Here is a 22,373-nt window from a genome sequence, read left to right on the forward strand (position 1 = left end):
TATTACTAAAAGCAATAGGCTATGACTGAAAGAAAACGAACTCGCCCTGAATTAGCTGATTTTTTACGAACGAAAAGACAAAGTATTTCACCTGAAACTGTGGGACTACCTAACACTAGACGTCGGCGCACACCTGGATTACGCCGAGAGGAAGTTGCTGCACTTTCTGGCGTTGGGCTGACTTGGTATACATGGCTTGAACAAGGCAGAGATATTGGTGTGTCTAGCCAATTTTTGGATAGTTTAGCCACAGCTTTACGTTTAAATAGTGCAGAAAGGCAACATCTTTATTTGTTATCGCACATGAGGGAACCAACAGAAACAGGAATAACAGAGCATGAAGTTCCAGAAACTATTTTGCGAATTTTGTCTGATTTTCCACAAGAGTATCTCTGTTATGTTTTAAATCTGCATTGGGATGTCTTAGCTTATAATCAAAAGGCAGATGCATATTTTCATTTTTCAGACTTCAGTGTTGAAAATCGTAATTATCTTTACTTGTTATTTATGGATCCTCGTTACAAAACGCGTATTGATGATTGGGAAAATATTGCTGAAAGATTGCTAGCTAGCTTTCGTCGTGACCATGCAAGAACAAAGAACGACCCAAATATTCGTAAATTAATTGCTACACTAAATTGCTCATCCCCTGAATTTAAAAGAATGTGGGAAAAACATGAGATATATCCTCCTTGTGATGGTGTAAGGATCCTAAATTTTGAAAATAGAAAAGAGCATTATGATTACACATCATTAGCGTTTGATTTGGAAAAATATAATCGGATTTTAGTGTATATTCCTAAGAAAGCATGATTATTCTTGATGATGGAATAAACATGTTATTTCCAAAATGGAAATTAGAGATTGCTTTTTTGTCATTAGGTTTCCGTTTCTTTGACGACTAGAATGCCTCTTCATCAGAATAATTGAGGTGGCTAGGTGACAAAATATATCCTTTTTAGCTTTTGTTTAGTGTTAATTTACCCTCTTGGTGTGGACTTACATTTAACAGGTTTAACGGCAATTGCGAATGATTTAAACGCTTCAGAAGCGACATTACATCAAGCTTTTTCAATTTATTTAATGGGCATGGTTTCATCCATGTTAGTTGCAGGATGGTGCAGTGATAAATTAGGACGTAAACCTGTTATATTGCTTGGAACCGTTATTTTCTTACTGGCATCATTTAATGCAGGAATATCAATAGCAGCAAATAACTTTTTGATCGCACGTTTTTTCCAAGGTATTGGTGCTGGGTTTTGTTACGTTGTTACTTTTGCGATATTGCGAGATACATTAGCTGAAAAACAACGTGCGAAAGTTCTTTCTATGATAAATGGTATTACTTGTATTGTTCCAGTATTAGCACCTGTTTTAGGTTTTCTGATCTTATTAAAATTTAAATGGCCAGTAATGTTTTATGCCATGGCAATCTATGCGCTATTAATTTTTATTTATTGTTTTTTTGGAATAAAAGAGACTAAATCAAAAACGTGGGCTAAAAGTAAAAATAACACTGATACAATCACCGGCGAATCGTTTTTAAATAGTTTCTTTTTAAGTCGCTTACTTATTTCATGCTTGGGAATGAGCGTGATCCTGACTTATGTTAATATCTCTCCAATCGTGATTATGCAGCAGATGCACTACACTACTGGGCAGTATTCAACAGCAATTACATTGCTTTCAATGGTCAGTATGATCACTTCGTTTATGATGCCTAAAATATTAACCAAACTTCGTTATGAAACTATTTTGTATACTGGGTTATCGAGTTTTTTAACTGCAGCTATTTTTATTTTTATTGGTAAAAACAGTGATTTTCGCTGGTTCTTTGTCTCATTTTCATTATGTGGCGCGGGGTTTGCGTTATTATTTGGTATTATAATGAGCCAAGCACTTTCTCCATTTAGTCAGCGCGCTGGACTTGCCAGTTCAATTTTAGGGATTTCGCAATTGAGTTTTGCCTCTCTCTATATCTGGATAATGGGATGGTTGGGAATATCTGCAATTAATATGCTGATGGTTATATTATCTGCTAGTTGCCTTATTGGTTTTATCTTTTTGCATCTCTTTCGTTCTTCTGGACAACAACAAAAGGTGAACTGTGATGCATAAGCCATTACATCGAATAGACTTGAATTTATTAGTTATTCTTCAAATTCTTTTACAGGAGCGCAGTGTTACATTAACTGCAAAATGGTTGTCTATTTCGCCTTCAGCAGTAAGTAAAGCATTGGCTAAATTACGGGTTTGGTTTGATGATCCCCTTTTCGTTCGTAGTCCTCAAGGATTAATTCCAACACCTTTGACATTAAGTATTGAAGAATCTCTTTCTGATTTTATTAATATTGGTAATCATATCGCGGGCAAGCAAAATAGCGAAACGCCTAAAGGCGTTCATTTCAGTTTAATATTAGAATCTCCTTTACATCAGGTGCTACTAAATCAATTTCCTTTAGAAATCTTGAATTATTATCCTCAATCAATGGTACAAATACGAAATTGGGAATATAACTCGCTATCAAGCATTATTGATGGTGACGCTGATATTGCTTTTTTAGGTCGTGAATATTATTCAGGTTCTAAAGAAGCATTACATCTATTACCTGAAGTCATCGATTGTGAAGAGCTTTTTCGTGATACACCATTAGTTTATGTACGAAAAGATCATCCTTTATTGCAAGAGCCTTGGAATTTAGAGACATTTTTGCACTATTCACACATTTCAACAGAATATGATAAGCGGCCTCATTGGGCACTAGATGATATATTGGCAGAACATGGACGTTTACGTAATATCGCCATAACTTACACGTCATTTGAGCAAACTTTATTTACGATTTCTCAACCTAATCATGAGCTTATTACTTGCTTACCTGGATATTGTGTACATTATATATCTCGAGTTTTGCCTAATTTAGTAACATTACCAATACCGTTGCCACAGAGTGCCTCTGAACAACTTGATATATCATTTATTTTACTATGGCATAAGCGCCATGCGTATAATCCTAAAGTGCTATGGTTAAAAGAAACCATCAAGAATAGTGTTAATCATTTTATGCATAAAAATACTGCATAAAAGTTTTACTGTTATTTATTGGCTTTCTTCTGTGTTTACTAAATAAATATAATGAAAAATATAAAATTAGCACTTATTAAAAATAGAAAAAGATGCAATTGCACCCTTTTCTATTTTACTTTTTTAATTTAGACAAGAGAAATTACAATCCCATAATTTGCCTATTTTTTGGATAAGAAAGCGTATAATTTAGAGGTAATGATTTTTCCTCTTTTGCTCCTAATGTGATATTCCATTCTATTTCGCCAGTATCTTTATTAAGTACACCATCTTTATAAACAGCATCTGTTACATTAATATTGTTTTCCTGACTAAGTGGTAATTGGTCATAAATAGTTACTTTTACAGGTGAATTATAAGTATTTCTTACTTTAATGGTATAACTCTCTTTTTGTTCAATCGTTGTACCAATAAAGATAGGCTCTTTTCTTATTTTTTCATTATTAATACGGCTAATTTGAATGTTTTTATCTATTCCAAATGGAATGCTAAGTAACTCCGTTAATTCGTTAGTATTAATATAACTATTGCCAACAAAGCTATTCATATAGTAGATATTCGTACGACCATTGAGTAAATTTAAGTTTTCCCAATCTTTTACTTCAGCTTGTAAATAGACTTCTTCAACTAATTTTGGCGTCGTTAAGTAGCGATAATCTGCAACAACTTCTTTTTGATTAATCACTAATGTATTAGGCTCTGTACTATTTTTTAAGGTGTAAGGTAATGCGATTGCATGGCTTAAATTAATACCATTATTATTAGTTGTTACATATCGCGTTACACCTTTATTTAATTGTTTTTCATGGCTTTCTTCTCTCATCATTGTAGGGGACGGTGCTGAAGCCATCTCCATGCTCATACTTTTACTTCTAAATTTCGCATTATCATTGTAAAGAGCGAGATACCAAGGGGATAAAGTTGGTGCAGTAATATTTAAGGATGGATTTGTCGATGTTAAAACTAGCTTTACCTTATCCCAATTTAGGCCTGTATTTTGAATAACATCGGCTTTATAGGTGAGTAATATCGGCTTATCCATTCCTTGACTTCGAATGTCATAAGCAGGAGACCACCCTGCATCTGGTGTTATATAAGAAATATGCATTTTACTGGTTAGGTTTTTTGATGTGCCTAAAGATAGAACAATTTGTGTTTTCTCTTTGGTAATAACTGGCATATTAATTTCTAATTGTCGGTTTAATTCTTCAAGTTGTTCTGTCAGTTCAGCAATTTCTTCACGTGCTATTTTTTGTTGATTTAAAATAGATGTCATTTTTTGGCTAATAAAATCAAATTTTTGTGATGATTGTTCTAATGACTGAGTTTCGCCATAACCAAAAAAGGATTGATCTTTTAGTAAGACAATCTGTTCATCACCGACCTTAATATTGATGTTGAGCTCTTCAATTTTCTTGTTAATATCTTTCTGCTTTTCCATCAACACTGTAATTGCAGAAGGATAACTAGGAGCAATAGGAATTTTTTTAACGTTAATTGTGTTGATAATCACATCGTCATTATCAATGCTAATTGATAAGCTCTTAGGGTCAATATTGTTTGCAATATTAGATAAAACAACTTCACTCTGCCCCGCGGGTAAATTGAGTGTTACGTTATTATTGAGTTCAGCACCCCGTAAGAAAATAGTTGCTTGATTAAGTTTCACATCATAATTAAGTGTTTTAGCAGGATCTATTGAACTGATTTCATTAGCAAAAACATTGGTTGCACTAACAATCGATAATGCAAAAAGCGATAGTGCTCGTTTATTGGGTTTAATCATCATTTTCATTCTATCCATAGTTGATGAGCAGAAAACTGCAAAATAGAGATGTATTGTTGTTCAAATATATTTAGATAGTATTGCATCTGTAATTGATTAGATAACAGAATAAACTTAAAGATATAATGGTGTGAAGAAAAAAAGACAGGCAAAACAGTACATTAGTTTTTTTATTAAATGAGTATTTAAATAATAAGGATTATCTTAATGATAGAAAGATATTGGGTTTTTGCTATCTTTATATACTCATATTTAGATAAAAAGAAGAGAAGTATATTAGTAATAAACAATAAAAAGGCAGTTTAAAATCAAACTGCCAAGTATAAAGATATTGTTATCGATTGTTATTTAACAACTTCACCGCTGTCAATAACAGTTTTACGTACTTTATTAGAGAAATCTTGCGCTTCTTTAATAATGGCTTTTTCGTCTACGGTTAATAATTGGCGATCTTCCATTAAGATTTTTCCATCAACAATGGTATGGCGAACATTACTTCCATTAGCACCATAAACTAATGCTGCATAAGGACTATACATTGGCACCATATTAGGTGATTTAGTATCAACAACGATGATATCTGCAAGTTTACCTGATTCTAAAGATCCCAGCTTATCTTCCATATGTAATGCTTTTGCCGACCCCATAGTTGCTAGCTCTACAACGGTTAATGGCGGCATAGCAGCACGATCTTTATTTTCTAATTTATGGATTTTACCCACAAGATTTAGCTCATTCATGGTTGTTAACGTGTTACTTGACATTGGACCGTCAGTTCCTAAACCTACACGAACACCTTTTTCTAGCATCGCAACAACAGGTGCTACTCCTTTCGCTGATTTAGTATTTGCACTGATATTATGGGCAACACCAACATCATATTTCTTCAGCAAATCAATATCTTTATCATCAACCATAATAGCGTGAGCGGCGATAACTTTATTATTTAATGCTCCAATATCTGCCATATATTGAACAGGACTTTTACCGCCAGTACGTTTAGCGATTTCTTCTTGTTCACGATCGGTTTCAGCTAAATGGATCATAACAGGAACATCCAGTTCTATTGATAACTTAGCAATTTTCTGAAGGTTTTCTGTGGTATTTGTATAAGGAGCATGTGGAGCAAATGCTGGGATAATACGGGGATGATCTTTATATTCTTTAATAAAGTTTACTGCATACTGGATACCCTCTTCGGGTGTTTGGGCATCAGCAACAGGAAAATTAATTACAGACTCTCCTAATACCGCACGATTCCCCATTTTATCAACAGTTTTAGCTACTTCATCTTCAAAATAATACATATCAACGTAAGTTGTTACACCACCTTTTACCATTTCGATATTTGCAAGATCAGCACCTACTCTGACCATTTCGCGAGAAACCATTTTGCTTTCAAGTGGGAAAATATAACGATGAAGTCTATCTGGCACATCATCAGCTAATGAACGAAATACAGTCATTGAACCATGAGTGTGAGTGTTAATTAAACCTGGCATGACAATATCACCATCAACATCTAATACTTTATTGGCTTGATATTCTTTAGACAGCTCAGGGCCACCAACGGCAATAATTTTATTTTCTTTTACGACAACAGTACCCTGTTCAATGATTTTATTTTGCTGATCCATAGTCAGAACTGTGCCGTCAACTATCATCAAATCAGCTTGTTTTGCCGCGTAGCTAGAAAATGAGATCGCCATTACAGCCAAAGCAAGCATAGATTTAGAAAATGACATCATTACCTCTCGTCTTGATGGGAAAATTTCCCTAAGATTATAAATAAATTCATTGGCTTTTGATATCAATTGAAAGTGAATGAGATCACCGAATAAATAATTAATTAAAGTTATTATTACATTGCAGCCTAAATTTCTTGCAGTTAGTCTTATCAATCAAGGAGCGGTTTTATGAGTAAAGCGTTGCAACCGGGTGAAAATAGATCACTCAGCGAAAATAAAGGACAAGTTACAGTCTCTCATGCAGTAGGCGATAATCTTGATATTAATCTGACTGCATTTTTAGTAACAGGATCAGGAAAAGTCGTTAATGACGACGATATGGTTTTCTTTAATGCACCTCATCATGCCTCTGGTGCAGCTTCATTTATTTCACCGATAACCCAAGGTTCAACAGTTATTCATAGTATTGATTTTGATTTTTCTCGTTTACCTGCAAATATTACCAAAATAGCCATCACATTAACGCAAGATGGTAGTGCTGGCGGTTTTGCTGTTGTTCAGCAATTAAAAGCACAAGTATTAATAAATAATGAAGTTATTGAATTAGTACCAAACCAATTTTCACAAGAGACTGGCATTATCGTTTTAGAGCTCTATGTTCGAAATGGTCAAAATAAAGTTCGTTCTGTTTGGCAAGGTTTTGCCTCTGGACTTGCCGGTTTATGTAACCTTTATGGTGTTGAAGTTGAAGAGTCGGCACCTGTTGTTACGCCTCCACCAGCTCCCGTGAATATACAAAAAAGCATCGTGAAGCTGACTAAACCAGATAGTAGCCATCGTGTTTCATTACAAAAAGGTCATGATGCACCTAAACGTATTTTAGTGAGTGCAACATGGATAGATAATGGAGATGGAAAAGATAATGATGATTTAGATCTTCGTGTAGGCATTTTACGTCCGAATGGTCAAATGTCTATTATTCAAGCGCCAGATAAAAGTGGTGCTTTTAATTCAGATCCTTTTGTTTTCCATACCGGTGATGTAGTGAGTGTGAGTCAAGAACAACCCGGTTGCGAAACCGTTGAAATTAACCCCGCTATTTCCCAATTAATGGGCGGTAAAGTTGCGTTGGTTTGTAGTGTTTATTCTGCTATTAGCAATGGTTGTGTGTCTGTCGCTTCATTAAAACCAACAATGCGTATGGAATATGGTAATCAAGTGGTTGAATGTTCTTGTGAGTATAAGAAAGGCTTTTTCAATAATATGATTTATACCTATGTGATTGGTATTATTGAAATTGATCAAGATAGCATTACATTAAAACCATCAGGTGTAACATCAAGGGCTGGTAGCGAAGCAACGCCTTGGTTAACGCGTAATGGCGATGAGCTTAAATTAACGATGGATGGTCCTCATGTTTTTAAAGGGAAGAAACCGAGTATTTTAGGTACAAAACGTTATGTCTGATCGCATTATAAAATAAGATAAAGTTTATCTTAAGGAAAAACGGGCAATAATGACTATGCCCGTTCTGTCCGTTCTGTCCGTTCATCGTTTATTTAAAGCATTTAGTTCTGACTAATTAAGCGTGTTTCTTTTGTTGCAAAAGCCATTTATCTAATTCATTCGCAAAAAGTTGGCGATCACGTTGACTTAAACTTGCAGGCCCGCCAGTTTGGATACCACTTGCTCTCATCGTATCCATAAAATCACGTATATTTAAACGTTCTCGAATAGTTGCTTCAGTATAACGTTCACCTCTTGGATTCAGAGCTACTGCGCCCTTTTCTATGACTTCGGCCGCTAATGGAATATCAGCGGTAATAACCAAATCATCTTTATTAGCACGGCGGACAATTTCGTTATCAGCTACATCAAACCCCGCAGAAACTTGTAATGTACGTAAGAAAGGCGATGCAGGTATGGTTAATCGTTGATTAGCAACAAAAGTAATCATCACTTTTTCTCTATCTGCTGCACGATATAACACTTCTTTGATTACTTTTGGACATGCATCAGCATCAACCCATATAGGCATAACAACACTCTCTTTGTTATTTAGTATGAAAATAGTCTGTATTGATGATGTTTAAAATAACATATTAATTGAGACTAAGTGGTTGAAATTTTGATCTTTACCGTTTTCTGATTATTGATTAGCTCGGATACTGACTAATATCAAGCTTGTTCTCAGTATCTATAAACTCATCAATTGCTCCCCTAGGAATCAATGTGCATAAAATTACATTCTTAATTCTTACCTTGATTTAAATCAAAAATGTATTCTATTTGCCATTTTTATGTTGATGAATGTTAAAACTTAAACTATAAAGCGAATGATAATAATTAGCACTCTCATATTATCAATGTGCTATTGCTAATAATGTTTCACCTAAAGAAGAAACATTGGTTGTTACTACAACATATAGCTCATCTTCTTTATGGGAGCGTGGAGTTATTGCATCAACAGTTTTACCCCGCTGATCCTATTAATAATAAGTAGGAATGATTTAATAATGAAAGAGTTAGTCTCAACACATAGCACACAATCTTTGACTGAAATCGATCTTACTCCCCATTTTGCGCTTGAGGGTGATAGCCCTTTTCGTGATAGACATGCCACGATGCCATGGAGAGGCTCTGTACCTATAGCGAAAGAAGAACAACAATCAACATGGCAAGTCTTATTAGAAAGTAAAACACCTGCATGTAAACGTTTGTTGTATATCCATATTCCTTTTTGTGCCACTCATTGTACGTTTTGTGGTTTTTATCAAAATAATTACCACGAAGAAGCTTGTAAACGCTATACCGACGCATTATTGCGTGAGATATCGGCTGAATCAGATAGCTTACTTTATCAATCAGCACCAATTCATGCCATTTACTTTGGTGGTGGAACCCCTTCTGCATTATCAGCAAAAGATCTCTACCGTGTGATCACGCATTTGCGCCAATCACTTCCTTTGGCGTCAGATTGTGAAATAACGATTGAAGGCCGTGTTTTAAATTTTGATGATAATCGAATTGATGCTTGTTTAGATGCGGGAGTAAACCGTTTTTCTATTGGTATTCAAACATTTAACAGCAAAATACGTAAACGAATGGCAAGAGCATCAACCGGAGAAGAAGCCGCTAATTTTATGAAAAGACTCTGCTTACGAGATAGCGCTGCTGTAGTGTGTGACCTGCTATTTGGATTACCGGGGCAAAATACGGTGAATTGGCAAGAAGATCTCACTATTGCTCATGATATTGGTTTGGATGGGGTCGATCTCTATGCATTAAATTTATTACCCAATACACCATTAGGTAAAGCAGTCGAAAATCAGCGAGTAATTGTACCAACACCGATAGAACGGCGTTCACTCTATCTTCAAGGCTGTGATTTTATGGCGAATGCGGGTTGGCGTCAGATCAGTAATAGTCATTGGGCGAAAACGACTCGTGAACGCAATCTCTATAATTTATTAATTAAACAAGGCGCAGATTGCCTTGCCTTTGGCTCTGGTGCTGGTGGCTCAGTTAATGGTTATTCATGGATGATAGAACGCTCACTGGATAGCTATTATCAAAACATTGCAGATAATAAAAAGCCCTTAATGATGATGAGTCGTACAACTGATCGTGGCTTTCGCTGGCGTTATGAACTACAAGCTGGCATCGAGTGTGGACGTGTAGATTTAACCAAATTAAGTTCACAAGCGACTCAGCTCTCCCCTTTATTAACTCAATGGTATCAAGCCGGTCTTATTGAAGACGATTTTCTTTGTATGAAACTCACTAATGAAGGTCGTTTTTGGGCTAGTAATTTGCTGACATCTTTACAGCAATTAATTTTGCAATTAAATACACCTCATTAGTTTTATTCTATTAAATATTACTTAAAAGATGGAAATAACATCATGAATATAGCGTTGCAACAATTTTTAATAACCGAGCCTGATGGAACTCTGGAAACTATTGCAATGCAGTTTGATACAACCTTGTTAGAAGTTGTGAGACATTTGCCATCACACTCATTAATAAGTGGTGAACAATTCGATCTAGTGTGGGATAACGTGATGAAATGGGGTAATGTCACCACACTTGTTCATACTCAAGATGTTATTTTAGAATTTAGCGGTAAATTACCAAGTGGTTTTCATCGCCATGGCTATTTTAACTTACGTGGTAAAAAAGGAATGACAGGCCATGTTAAAGCCGAAAATTGCCAATTTATTGCGATGGTCGAGCGTAAATTTATGGGTATGGATACTGCTTCTATTTTATTTATCAATCAAGAAGGCGTTGCAATGTTTAAAATTTTTCTTGGTAGAGACGAACACCGTCAATTATTACCAGAACAATTATCAGCCTTTCGTCAATTAGCTCAACAATTAAATAAGGAATAATTGCGAGTGAAAACCTGGGTTATTTTTGGCGCTGGCGGTAAAGGTGTTGGCGCACATATTGCAGATATTGGCGTTACACAACAACGCCCTATTGTGGCTTTAGTGCGTTCCGAAGAGGCTGCTAATCGGTTAGAAGAAAAAGGGATCAAAACAGTTATTGGTGATTCAATTGATGCTAAGGCTGTTGAAGCTGTTTTAACATTGGCAGGAAAAGAAGCTGATATCATTTCCACGATGGGCGGTGAAAATGATTATCTCGCTCATCGAACCGTCATTGATACGGCGGAGAAAATGGGTTTTCAACGTATGTTAATGGTTTCATCTTTAGGATGTGGTGATAGCTGGGTTACTTTATCTGACAGGGCAAAAGCCACGTTTGGTCAAGCCGTAAGAGAAAAATCATTAGCTGAAGTGTGGTTGCAAACTAGTCGTTTTGATTATGCGATAGTAAGACCAGGTGGATTGCTTAATGGTGAAGAAACGGGAAACGCTCAGCTTTATCAAAATGAAGAGATCCATGGTTTAGTTAATCGTCGAGATGTTGCGCGTTTAGTGACTCAGCTTCTTGAAGCCGATCTTCTCGAGGATCAAGTTTATGCGGTCGTTGAACCGGGTTTAGTGCCTTCCAAGTAGTTGCATTCGCGATAGCTATATTACGCTTCAAATTAACATCACCATTAAGAGATAGCGTATTGGCGTTATCTCTTGTTTCTTACTTTTGTTATAGGCAATAACTCACAATATGATGAGTTTTTCTCTTATGGTAATAATTTCTTAACCGACATTCGTCACTTTACTGTCTTAATAGGGGGAACTTGTGGCATAATGCCGCCCCATTACCTTTTGTCATTCACTAATAATGAGTATTTGTCTTGTTAATCAGCAATAATATCACTATGCAGTTTGGCTCAAAGCCACTGTTTGAAAACATTTCTGTCAAATTCGGTGGCGGAAATCGCTATGGTTTAATCGGTGCCAACGGTAGCGGTAAATCAACCTTTATGAAAATTTTAGGTGGCGATTTAGTGCCAACTAGCGGCAACGTATTCCTCGATCCTAATGAACGTCTTGGTAAACTAAAACAAGACCAATTTGCTTATGAAGAATTTACTGTGCTTGATACGGTAATTATGGGGCACACAGAACTTTGGGAAGTGAAGCAAGAGCGTGAACGCATCTATAGCTTACCTGAAATGAGTGAAGAAGACGGTTTACGTGTTGCCGATCTTGAAGTGAAATTTGGTGAAATGGACGGTTATACCGTTGAATCGCGCGCTGGCGAATTATTGCTAAACGTAGGTATTCCATTAGAACAACATAATGGCCCTATGAGTGAAGTGGCTCCGGGTTGGAAATTGCGAGTGTTACTTGCACAAGCCCTATTTGCTGATCCTGATATTTTGTTACTGGATGAACCGACGAATAACTTGGATATTGATACTATTCGTTGGCTTGAGCAAACGCTAAATGAACGTAACAGTACTATGATCATTATTTCCCATGACCGTCACTTCCTAAATATGGTGTGTACGCACATGGCTGACTTAGACTATGGTGCGCTTGCTGTTCATCCCGGCAACTATGATGAGTATATGTTTGCTGCAACTCAAGCTCGTGAGCGTTTATTAGCGGATAATGCGAAGAAAAAAGCACAAATTAGTGAATTACAATCTTTCGTAAGCCGCTTTAGTGCTAATGCTTCTAAATCACGCCAAGCTACTTCTCGTGCGAAACAAATTGAGAAAATTCAATTAGCTGAAGTGAAAGCATCAAGTCGCCAAAACCCATTCATTCGCTTTGAGCAAGAGAAAAAATTATTCCGTAATGCGCTTGAAGTAGAAAATATCTCTAAAGGTTATGATGATAATGCCCCGCTGTTTAAAGACGTCAATATGATGCTTGAAGTGGGCGAAAAAGTCGCTATTTTAGGTAATAACGGTGTGGGTAAATCGACGTTGATCAAAACATTAGTCGGTGAATTAACACCAGATACAGGCCGTCTAAAATGGTCTGAAAACTCAAACATTGGCTATTATGCACAAGATCATGCAACTGATTTTGAAGTTGATATGACGGTGTTTGATTGGATGAGCTTATGGATGAAACCTGAAGACGACGAGCAATCTGTACGTAGCGTATTAGGTCGTTTACTGTTCTCTCAAGATGACTTGAAAAAATCAGTTCAAGTGTTATCTGGTGGTGAAAAAGGCAGAATGTTATTTGGTAAGCTAATGATGCAAAAACCAAACATTTTGATTATGGATGAACCTACCAACCACTTAGATATGGAATCTATTGAATCACTGAATATGGCATTAGAACTTTATCAAGGCACATTGATTTTTGTTTCTCATGACCGTGAATTCGTGAGCTCATTGGCAAATCGTATTATTGAAATTACACCGGAAAAAGTGACTAATTTCCAAGGTACTTATGATGAGTTCTTGACGAAAAAAGGTATTACACTTTAATTTCATAATAAATTAGAGCAATAATTAAATGAGGCTTGATACTCTTTATCAAGCCTTTTTTTATTGTTATCAAAAAGATCACAATAATTTTGCCCTACTATTTTTTCAATAAAACATTATAACGGTGCACCCGAAAATAATGGTTATCCTATAGGATTAATGGATGATGATTTTAACGCCATTGTGGCCAACGCACTTTAATGCGTGCTAGAGCTTGGTATTTACAGCAGGTAGCAGGAATGCGAACTTTATGTTTAACCCATCATGCGCAGCATAGCAGCACTTCTGTCGGTGGAAGGCGGACTTGAATTGATATAAACAGTTAATTAACCCCAAAAATTATCATTTATAGATATTTTTGCATAAATTAATTTACCTTAGTATCAATTATATGAATAATAATGGTAATAGTAATAATTATTATTCGGTGACTCATTGTGATTGATTTTTATGCATTTAAATTGAAACCAGTGGCATTACTTTGTTCTGCCACCCTTCCTTTTATTTTGACTACACAGGCTTTTGCGCAAGAAACGGCAAAAACGGAACAAGTTGAGAAACTTGTCGTTAGTGCCCAGGCTTTAAAAGTAAATACCAGCTTGCAAGAAACTCCTAAATCCGTTTCTGTTATTTCTCAAAAAGATCTCGAAACACATGCTCCTCAAAAACTTGATGAAGCTTTACGTTATACTTCCGGTGTTGTTTCTCAGCCTTTTGGTGCTGATAACGATACTGATTGGCTTCGCGTGCGGGGGTTTGAAGCTGCAACCTATTTAGATAACAGCCGCCTTTTTCGTGATGGTTATTACACATGGTTATTAGAGCCTTATGGCTTTGAACAAATTGAAGTCGTAAAAGGTGCGTCAGCGGTTTTATTTGGTGAATCGACACCCGGTGGTGCAGTTAACGTCGTACAAAAGAAACCTAGTTTCAAATCTCAAAATGAAGTATTTCTTGAGGTCGGAAATAATGATCAGCATGGGTTAGGCTTTGATGTTTCAAGTACAACAGATGATAAACGTGTACGTTATCGCCTTGTTGGGTTAATGAAAAAATCAGATGGAGAATTATCTCATACTGATAATGAGCGTATTTATCTTGCGCCAAGTATTGCGATTAATCTGACGGATGATACAGCACTAACCTTTATGGCGACCTATTTGCATGATAGTGGTACACCAACCAATCCTTTCTTCCCCGCTGCTGGTACATTAATTTCATCCCCTTTTGGGAAAATTAAACCGTCAACTAACTTAGGTGAACCAGGATACGATAAATATAAACGTACCCAAATTTCAGCAGGTTATTTATTAGAAAGTAATATCAATGATGTTTGGCGTTTTTCTCAACGTTTAAACTATGGTTATAACGATCTGTTATTACGTAGTGTCTACGCATTCCCTAATTCAGATATTACGGCAACAGAACTGAATCGTGGCATTGTTTTCCGTGATGGTAAAAATCAAAGTATCTCTTTTGATAATAATATTGTTGGTGAATGGGATACGGATAATTTCGAACATACATTATTAGCAGGTACTGAGTTGCAATATCATCAAACCAAAGGCGATGAGCAAGATAATTACAGCTTTGGTACGATTAATCCGTGGAACCCTATTTACGGCAAATATACCCCGCTTAACCCTGCTAACAATGTCAATCGCACCATAGATAAAACACAATATAGCCTTTACTCACAGTATCAAACTAGGTTTGATAGCCACTGGGTTGCAATGGCAGGTGTACGCCAAGATTGGGTAAAAACAGAAAATAAAGCCAAGGTAAAAAATGAGGATAAATCACGTACTGATAGCGAATTTAGCCTCAATGCAGGTTTAATGTACTTAGCTGATAATGGCTTATCTCCTTATGTGAGTTATTCAGAGTCCTTTGAGGTGATGAGTACTATCGATCCTGCAACTCAAGATCTGTATAAACCATTAAAAGGTGAACAAATTGAAGCAGGGATAAAATATACACCTGATTTTATCGATGGTTACCTTAATGTTGCTTGGTTTGATATCACTCAGAAGAATGCGCTGGTTGCAAACCCAACGACTTTTGTTTCAACACAAACGGGTAAAGTGACGTCAAAAGGGGTTGAAGTAACCAGTGAAATGCAATTAACAGAACGTTTAGCGTTAAAAGCCAATTACACTTATACCGATATGCAAACAGATGACACGGGTAATAAAGGTAAACAACAAGCCGGTTTAATTCCTAAACATACGGCATCTGCTTGGGGAAGTTACACAATTCCAATTACAGGAACCCAAGATTTAACTTTAGGAACCGGTGTTCGTTATTTAGGTAAATCTAAAGATAATCCTAAGAGCAGTGATTTAACCGTACCTAGTGCAACATTATGGGATATGGCTGCGATCTATAATTTCAATAAACAGTGGCAATTACAGTTAAATATTAACAATATTCTCGATAAAGAATATCTCTCTGGTTGTGATTATTACTGTTATTACGGGCAATCTCGTTCTGTTCTATTGAATGCTAAATATCGCTGGTAATTTTCTTTATTATTCCGCCTTTTGTTGTTAATCATGCAATAAAAGGCGGAATATCATTTTATAAATGAGTGACCATGTTTGAACTCTCAAATATTCAAATGGATCGCGGTGGACGCACTATTCTATCTATTCCCTCACTGCGTATTTCAGATCTAGGATTGACCATTGTGCTCGGCCATAATGGCTCAGGTAAATCGACTTTAGTCAGTTTGTTATCAGGTCAGCAAGCCCCAGATAGTGGCTCTATTACACTAAATAACAGCAATATTTCACATTATAAGCCTCGTGAGCTGGCTAAACAAATTGCCTTTCTCCCACAAAAACTTCCCGCTTCTGCTGGATTAACGGTTAGAGAATTAGTGCGTTTAGGACGCTTTCCTTGGCGTGGAACATTAGGCCGTTGGAATAAAAAAGACGATGAAATTATCACAACAGCGATGGAAAAAGCGGGAGTCCTCCCTTTTGCTGACACGCTTGCTGATGATTTATCAGGTGGCGAACGTCAACGGGCTTGGGTTGCCATGTTACTGGCTCAACAATCACCTATTTTGATTTTAGATGAACCAACATCAGCATTAGATATACATCATCAATATCAACTTATGGAATTGTTGAGTGAGCTAAATCAAACTCAGCATGTTGGTATCATCGTTATTTTGCATGATCTTAACCTTGCCTTACGTTATGCCACTCATATTATCGCGCTTAAAAAAGGCAAAATTGCATTTGAAGGTGAAGCTTCATTACTTTTTGATGATGAACGACTTTCTGCACTTTATGAGACACCGATTAAGCTGATTGAGCACCCTGATAATAAAGGTTCACAACAACATAAGGTGGCGGTGGTATGCGTGTAATATTACAAAAAATAGTTAAATCACTGTCTTTGGGGCTGGCTATTTTATTGATCACTCCTAGCGTAAATGCCACACCAAATACCAATAAAATACCGCAACGCATTATTGTTTTAGATTGGGATTTACTGGAACAAATATTAACACTAGATGTTATTCCCGTAGGTGCGACCGAAATTGCAGGGTATAACCAATGGGTAGCTCATCCTATTGCCCCAAACTCTATTGAAGAAGTGGGTATGCGGGCAGAGCCTAATTTAGAAAAAATGGCATCGTTAAAGCCCGATCTTATTTTAGCGACAAGTTCGCAACAAGATTTATTGCCAGTGTTGCAAACTATCGCTCCTGTTGTGTATTTACCTAATTTTTCTCGCCAAGATAATGCTGCCAATGTGGCTTTAGCGCATTTTAATACCCTAGCCTCTCTTTTAGGGAAAGAGACGCTTGCGCGGCAAAAATTAGCTGAGATGGACAATACTTTTGCACAATTAAGAGAAAAATTACAATTATCATTTATTACGCTACCAGAAGTCGAAGTGATCCGTTTTTCTACATTAACGTCCGTCTTTTTATACACAGAAAACTCAACAACTGAATTTGTAGTTAAAAAGTTGGGATTGAAATCAGCAATATCGTTACCTCCTCAACCTTGGGGAATCGACCAAAGAAGAATGAATGTGTTGCAGCAGATTAAGCAAGGTTACGTTCTTTATATGTTGCCTTTTCCCGATGAAAGTAAACTGCAAAAGTCCGTGTTATGGCAAGCCATGCCATTTGTTCAAAATGGACATTTTCATTCGGTAAAACCCGTCTGGAATTATGGCGGAGTGACATCGTTAACGTTAATGGCCGAAGCCATTACAGAAAGTTTATTAGATATGGCACCGAATAATGAAAATTAAGCAATATACTTTCTATTTTTTGGCAATTATCTTATTAAGTATTATCAGCTTACAAGTTGATAATTCTCTTTCATTATCTCACCAATGGTATTTATTAAAACATCCAGAAATATCCTCACCATTCGCTGATGTTTTTTTTATTCATGCACAATTACCACGTTTAGCAATAACACTGCTGATTGGGGGGATCTTCGGTGTTGTCGGGAGTTTAATGCAGCAATTAACGCAAAATAACCTGACATCGCCCTTAACATTAGGAACCTCATCAGGAGCTTGGTTAGCTTTAGTTATTGTGAATATCTGGTTTACCGATTGGGTTGCTGATCACAGTGCATTAGCTGCAACAATAGGCGCTTTATTTGCATTTGGTTTTGTGATTATTATTGCCGGCATTCGTAATATGACCGGTTTACCCCTTGTCGTTTCCGGTATGGTAGTCAATATTCTATTAGGTGCTATCGCGACCGCATTAGTGACATTAAATTCTCAATTTGCTCAAAATATATTTATGTGGGGAGCCGGAGATTTGGCTCAAGATGGTTGGAATTCATTTTTTTGGTTATTACCGCGAATTGCACCTGTTGTACTTATTTTTATTTTTGCCCCTCGTATTCTCACATTATTACGTTTAGGTAATGAAGGCGCGACAGCTCGAGGATTGTCTGTTTTACCTGCATTTGCCTTTTTTATTATATTAAGTACTTGGTTAGTTTCTGTCTCTATTACTGCTGTTGGGGTGATTAGTTTTATCGGATTACTTGCACCTAATATTGTTAGAACATTAGGTGCAAGAACTGCTCGCCAAGAACTTATTGCCAGTTGCCTAATGGGAATATGTTTATTGCTTATTACGGATAGCTTGGCGATAGGGCTTGGACAGTGGCTTAATACAGTTATTCCAAGTGGTGTTACCGCAGCCGCTATTGGAGCACCTGCATTAATTTGGTTTAGCCGTAAGAAAATGCGCGCTCAAGATCAGCTTTCGATTTCAATTAATTCACAGGCTAAAACAGTATCAAAATATGCTGTGATAGGAATATTTGTATTATTAATACTCGGATTAGTCCTTACCCTTTTCATTCATATTAATGAACAACAATGGTTCTGGGAAATACCTTCTGTTTATCAATGGGCATTGCGATCACCCCGCTTATTGGCTGGATTATTTGCAGGTATTGCTCTTGCTATTGCTGGTGTTATTTTACAGCGTTTAATTTATAACCCATTAGCTAGTCCAGATATTTTGGGGGTGTCATCGGGTGCTACTTTTGCATTAGTTTTTTCGAGCTTAATTTTAGGGAGCACCTTACAAACATCACTGTGGGGAGTTGCGCTATTAGGCAGCTGTGTTGTTATGATTATTTTATTAGTTTTAGGCAGAAGGCACCAATATGCACCAGCCAGCTTAATATTAACGGGTATTGCATTAACCGCGAGTTTGGAAGCCTTTATTCAATTTTTCTTAGCTAAAGGCTCCTTAAATAGCTATAAAATATTACTGTGGTTATCAGGCTCGACTTATCGTGTTAACAGTGAACAGGCTCTCTATTTTGCATTCGCAATCACATTAATTGTGGGTAGCGTCTTTTTATTAACGCGCTGGCTTGCATTAATATCTATTGGTCGAAGTTTTGCCTTAGCTCGCGGATTACATGCTGGGCATGCCAGTATTGTTTTATTAATCATTGTCTCGTTATTATGTGCCTTAGTAACTTCAACCGTTGGCCCTATTGCCTTTATTGGCTTAGTGGCTCCGCATACGGCAATATTACTTGGTGCCCATAAAATCAAATCACAATTGATGGTTTCAGGATTAATTGGTGGAACCTTAATGGTGTGGGCGGATTGGCTTGGGCAAATATTTATTTATCCCGCTCAAATTGCAGCAGGAACTTTGGTGGCGATTTTAGGTGGTAGCTATTTCCTTTGTTTAATGTTGTTAAATCGTAGCCGTTGATTTAAAAAGCCTAAGATATTGTCATTAATTTTTGCTGATATCTTAGGCTTTGTGCGTTATTAATCACACATAACTTTTATTGTTTTTATGATTAATGCGTTGAAAACCTAAAAATCCAATTAACATCACTAAAGCACTTGCTCCAATTGCAACCCATATACCAGATTGAACACCGGAATAATCAATCCGTTGCCCTGTTAATGTTGCACCAATTGCTGTACCTACATTTAACCCCGCAAGTAACCATGTCATTCCTTCAGTTAGCTGATTTTCTGGTACATTTTTCTCAATAAGTGACATGGTCACGATTATCATAGGAGCAAAGAAGATCCCCGAAATTAATACGACAAAACTTAAGCTATAAATAGAGCCGACGAAAATAAGAGGCAAAATAGTAAGAAAAGTTGCGATGCCACCTAAGCATAATAAATGGTGTAAAGGTGTTGATAATTTTAACGTGCCAAAAAATAAGCCTGCAAAACAAGAGCCAACCGCATAGGCTGCTAATACAAAACTGGCTCCTGCGGGTATTTTTTGGGCATTGGCAAAAGCCACACTAAAAATATCAATAGTACCTACAATAACGCCCATAAAAATCATAATAACAGTTAAAATTTTGACAAGAGAAAAACGGATCACAGAGTGTGTTTTATGAGATGTTGATTCAGACGATATTGATATTATTGCCGGCTCTGTATCACGTTGTAAAACGAGTAATAACACACCAATAATAAGAAAAAAAGCGGCTAGTAATAACCCGGCTTGAGGGAAAAAAGCGACACTTAACGTGACAGAAATGGGTGGACCAATAATAAATGTCACTTCATCAAACACACTTTCTAATGAATAAGCTGTTTGTAAACGACTATCTTCTTTATAAATTGCAGTCCATCTCGCTCTGATCATGGCAGAAATACACGGCATAAAACCAATTAGTACTGCAAAAATAAATAATAAACTAATATGCCACTGTAACCATGTGGCTAATAGCATCCCCCCGATCCCAATCACACTAATTGATGTGAATAAAGGTAAAATTCTATATTGCCCATAATTATCGACTAAACGTGATATTTGGGGTGATAGAATTGCGTAAGTAAATACAAAACTAGCAGAGATTGTTCCCGCTAATGCATAACTCCCTGTAAGTTGTGAAATCATCATTATGATACCAATCCCCATCATTGGTAATGGTAATCTTGCAACCATTCCCGCTAAGGTGAAATATAGAGTGCCTTTATAGCTAAACAGTGTTCGATAAGTGTTTATCATCGTTTTCCTTATGTTTACCCTTGCCATTTTGACGAGGGTTAAAGATAATACATACATTGCGTATGTATAAATCATATATACATACGAATTGAATGTAAATATACAAACAATACGTATGTATATTTAAAAAAGGAGATGAAATGGCTAGACGTACGCGTGCTGAAATGGAAGAAACACGACTATTATTGCTACAAACAGCGAGAAAAGTCTTTTGTGAACAAGGTTATGCAGAAGCATCAATGGATGACTTAACGGCGCAAGCAGGATTAACTCGGGGGGCGTTATATCACCATTTTGGTGATAAAAAAGGATTGTTATCTGCTGTTGTTGCACAAATAGATGCAGAGATGGATGCGCGTTTGCAGGCTATTTCCGATATTATTGATGATCCTTGGTTGGCATTCTCAATGCGTTGTCATACCTATTTAGAAATGGCTTTAGAGCCTGAAATTCAACGTATTATTATGCGAGATTCACGTGCCGTATTAAGTGATAAATTGGCGGAACTCCCCACTCATTGTGTAATATCAATGAGCAATATGATTGATAAACTTATCGAAAATAAAATAATTATCAAAACCGACTCAAAAATGTTGGCTCTATTTATTTATGGTAGTTTAGAAGCGACGGCTTTATGGATAGCGAATAGTCTTGATGGTAAAACTCAACTAGAGCAGGCTAAATCAACATTAGATACTTTATTAAACAGTCTACGTAATTCGACAGAATAAATAAAAAGGGTAATTCTACCCTTTTCTCTTGTCAAAACCTCATGCCGTGACAGTGTCACGATAAGATTTCATTTATTTTAGCAATTGAGTAAATTGCTGATATAACATATTACCTAATGTTTTTGCGGTATATTCTTTGCTATGGTCTAAATTATCAACAGCTGCATGCATACCATGATAAATTAATGTACTGATTAATTCCGGTTGTGTTACGTGCCAAGTTTTATTTTCTGAACCCGAAATTAATAGTGTTTTAATTTGCTGTAATGCCCTATTTTCATGAATATTACTGCTTTGATGAAATACTTGATGAAAAAGCATATCGTGTAATGCTTGTTTCTCAACATAAGCAATAACGCTAACTTCACACCATTGTTTTAATTTTTCACGATGATCTTGTTGTGAGCAGGCGTCCATTGCGTTATCTATTTTATTTAAATACCAATCCATATAACGTGTTCTCAGTGCATCAAGAATGTCTGTTTTGGCAGAAAAATAGTGGTAATACGTTCCTTTGGCTACCCCTGCTTTTTTTACGATATCGCTAACGGTTGTGACATCAAAACCTTTATCAAGAAATAACGTTTCTGCTGCATTCATTAACTCTTCTAAACGAACCTCGGCGGGTTTTGTTCTTGGTTTATCTGTTGTTTGTTCTTCTAATGACATTACTTATCTCCCTCAAAGGCGCTTGTAAAGCGTACTCTATAT

General features: G+C 36.5%; 18 protein-coding genes. 13 read left to right on the top strand and 5 right to left on the bottom strand.

All coding sequences use genetic code 11. The features are described 5' to 3' along the window. The first annotated feature begins 21 nt into the window (after window positions 1–21). The 3 genes from DK858_RS10905 (at window position 22) to yidZ (ending at window position 3,085) form a co-directional block, all read left to right on the top strand. Window positions 22–813: a helix-turn-helix transcriptional regulator gene (locus DK858_RS10905; RefSeq protein ID WP_109397415.1), complete on the top strand. Its 792-nt coding sequence runs from the start codon at window positions 22–24 to the stop codon at window positions 811–813. A gap of 126 nt (window positions 814–939) precedes the next feature. After that, window positions 940–2,118 (top strand): MFS transporter, encoded by a 1,179-nt coding sequence (locus DK858_RS10910; protein ID WP_109397416.1) that lies wholly within the window; start codon window positions 940–942, stop codon window positions 2,116–2,118. Then, complete coding sequence (gene yidZ, locus DK858_RS10915; protein ID WP_194294839.1) at window positions 2,111–3,085, top strand: HTH-type transcriptional regulator YidZ; 975 nt, start codon at window positions 2,111–2,113, stop codon at window positions 3,083–3,085. The genes DK858_RS10910 and yidZ overlap by 8 nt, the downstream gene beginning before the upstream one ends. A 142-nt stretch (window positions 3,086–3,227) precedes the next feature. Here the strand turns inward: yidZ and DK858_RS10920 are convergent, their stop codons facing one another. Both DK858_RS10920 and DK858_RS10925 read right to left on the bottom strand, forming a co-directional pair. Next, window positions 3,228–4,874 (bottom strand): DUF4139 domain-containing protein, encoded by a 1,647-nt coding sequence (locus tag DK858_RS10920; RefSeq protein WP_162556403.1) that lies wholly within the window; start codon window positions 4,872–4,874, stop codon window positions 3,228–3,230. A gap of 341 nt (window positions 4,875–5,215) precedes the next feature. Further along, entirely contained in the window at window positions 5,216–6,616 is a 1,401-nt protein-coding gene (locus DK858_RS10925; RefSeq protein WP_109397419.1) for an amidohydrolase, read from the bottom strand. 171 nt (window positions 6,617–6,787) lie between these two features. Here DK858_RS10925 and DK858_RS10930 point away from each other — a divergent pair, with 171 nt between their 5' ends. Further along, entirely contained in the window at window positions 6,788–8,026 is a 1,239-nt protein-coding gene (locus DK858_RS10930; RefSeq protein WP_109397420.1) for a TerD family protein, read from the top strand. A 115-nt stretch (window positions 8,027–8,141) separates the two neighbouring features. On the opposite strand, the gene DK858_RS10935 is transcribed toward DK858_RS10930, so the two are convergent. Beyond that, on the bottom strand, window positions 8,142–8,597 hold the full coding sequence (locus tag DK858_RS10935; protein WP_109397421.1) for a YaiI/YqxD family protein: 456 nt from the start codon (window positions 8,595–8,597) through the stop codon (window positions 8,142–8,144). A gap of 478 nt (window positions 8,598–9,075) precedes the next feature. On the opposite strand from DK858_RS10935, the gene hutW reads away from it, so the two are divergent. The 8 genes from hutW (at window position 9,076) to fhuB (ending at window position 19,659) form a co-directional block, all read left to right on the top strand. Next, entirely contained in the window at window positions 9,076–10,422 is a 1,347-nt protein-coding gene (gene hutW, locus DK858_RS10940; protein WP_109397422.1) for a heme anaerobic degradation radical SAM methyltransferase ChuW/HutW, read from the top strand. 42 nt (window positions 10,423–10,464) lie between these two features. Further along, window positions 10,465–10,953 (top strand): heme utilization cystosolic carrier protein HutX, encoded by a 489-nt coding sequence (gene hutX / locus DK858_RS10945; protein ID WP_370685725.1) that lies wholly within the window; start codon window positions 10,465–10,467, stop codon window positions 10,951–10,953. Window positions 10,954–10,959: 6 nt separating this feature from the next. Next, a complete protein-coding gene (locus DK858_RS10950) occupies window positions 10,960–11,586 on the top strand; it encodes an NAD(P)H-binding protein (RefSeq protein WP_109397424.1) in 627 nt (208 codons plus the stop codon). A gap of 239 nt (window positions 11,587–11,825) precedes the next feature. After that, window positions 11,826–13,424 (top strand): ABC-F family ATPase, encoded by a 1,599-nt coding sequence (locus DK858_RS10955; protein ID WP_109397425.1) that lies wholly within the window; start codon window positions 11,826–11,828, stop codon window positions 13,422–13,424. Window positions 13,425–13,861: 437 nt separating this feature from the next. After that, entirely contained in the window at window positions 13,862–15,946 is a 2,085-nt protein-coding gene (locus DK858_RS10960; protein ID WP_109397426.1) for a TonB-dependent siderophore receptor, read from the top strand. Window positions 15,947–16,020: 74 nt separating this feature from the next. Beyond that, window positions 16,021–16,803 carry an ABC transporter ATP-binding protein gene (locus DK858_RS10965; RefSeq protein WP_109397427.1) on the top strand — a complete coding sequence of 261 codons (783 nt, stop codon included), beginning with the start codon at window positions 16,021–16,023 and terminating at the stop codon, window positions 16,801–16,803. Beyond that, window positions 16,794–17,702: an iron-siderophore ABC transporter substrate-binding protein gene (locus DK858_RS10970; protein ID WP_109397428.1), complete on the top strand. Its 909-nt coding sequence runs from the start codon at window positions 16,794–16,796 to the stop codon at window positions 17,700–17,702. The genes DK858_RS10965 and DK858_RS10970 overlap by 10 nt, the downstream gene beginning before the upstream one ends. Beyond that, on the top strand, window positions 17,692–19,659 hold the full coding sequence (gene fhuB, locus DK858_RS10975; RefSeq protein WP_109397429.1) for a Fe(3+)-hydroxamate ABC transporter permease FhuB: 1,968 nt from the start codon (window positions 17,692–17,694) through the stop codon (window positions 19,657–19,659). The genes DK858_RS10970 and fhuB overlap by 11 nt, the downstream gene beginning before the upstream one ends. A gap of 63 nt (window positions 19,660–19,722) precedes the next feature. Here the strand turns inward: fhuB and DK858_RS10980 are convergent, their stop codons facing one another. Continuing rightward, a complete protein-coding gene (locus DK858_RS10980; protein WP_109397430.1) occupies window positions 19,723–20,931 on the bottom strand; it encodes an MFS transporter in 1,209 nt (402 codons plus the stop codon). Between the two features lie 140 nt (window positions 20,932–21,071). On the opposite strand from DK858_RS10980, the gene DK858_RS10985 reads away from it, so the two are divergent. Next, complete coding sequence (locus DK858_RS10985; RefSeq protein ID WP_109397431.1) at window positions 21,072–21,662, top strand: TetR/AcrR family transcriptional regulator; 591 nt, start codon at window positions 21,072–21,074, stop codon at window positions 21,660–21,662. A gap of 72 nt (window positions 21,663–21,734) precedes the next feature. On the opposite strand, the gene DK858_RS10990 is transcribed toward DK858_RS10985, so the two are convergent. Continuing rightward, complete coding sequence (locus DK858_RS10990) at window positions 21,735–22,331, bottom strand: TetR/AcrR family transcriptional regulator (RefSeq protein ID WP_109397432.1); 597 nt, start codon at window positions 22,329–22,331, stop codon at window positions 21,735–21,737. Window positions 22,332–22,373: the final 42 nt, after the last annotated feature.

It is taken from the genome of Proteus faecis, from assembly GCF_003144395.1.
Lineage (GTDB): Bacteria > Pseudomonadota > Gammaproteobacteria > Enterobacterales > Enterobacteriaceae > Proteus > Proteus faecis.